This window comes from Desertibacillus haloalkaliphilus (assembly GCF_019039105.1).
Lineage (GTDB): Bacteria > Bacillota > Bacilli > Bacillales > KJ1-10-99 > Desertibacillus > Desertibacillus haloalkaliphilus.
The window spans coordinates 1-508 of the sequence record NZ_JAHPIV010000077.1 but is presented as its reverse complement, the minus strand read 5'-3'; the positions used below and the strand labels follow the sequence as shown (position 1 = coordinate 508).

General features: G+C 36.8%; 1 protein-coding gene. It reads right to left on the bottom strand.

The annotated features are described in order from the left end of the window. The coding region (locus KH400_RS20920) for an IS3 family transposase (protein ID WP_217227944.1) at window positions 1-508 on the bottom strand (508 nt) is incomplete at both ends.

Below are 508 nucleotides of genomic sequence, written 5' to 3'. Positions count from 1 at the left end.
GCTTGGTCTAGCGTCTTGAATACAAGTTGATTATTATTGGAATGCCCTAGAACATAACTGACAATGGATCCATCATAAAGATCACGAATCGCACTTAAATAGGCCTTTTTAGATTGGCCATACTTAAATTCTGTAACGTCTGTTACCCATTTTTCATTTGGTTTTTCGGCTGTAAATTCACGATTTAATATATTGTCTGCCACATGCTGAGGTGTAGAGCGTTTATAGTGCTTCTTCTTGATACGAATGACTGAGCGTAATCCAGCCACTTTCATCAACCGATAAATTCTTTTATGATTAAGTTTCTCCTTGAACTTTCTGTTCATCTGAAGGGTCATTTGACGATAACCAAAGATGCCATCAACTTTTTCATGGAGAGTTTTCATCTCTTCGATGATTTCTTTATTCAGTATTTCTCTGGGTGAAGGAGTACGATTTAGCCACTTATAGTATGCAGATCGTGCAATACCCGCAATTTCACAAAGTAAACGAATACTTAAACCTTCAT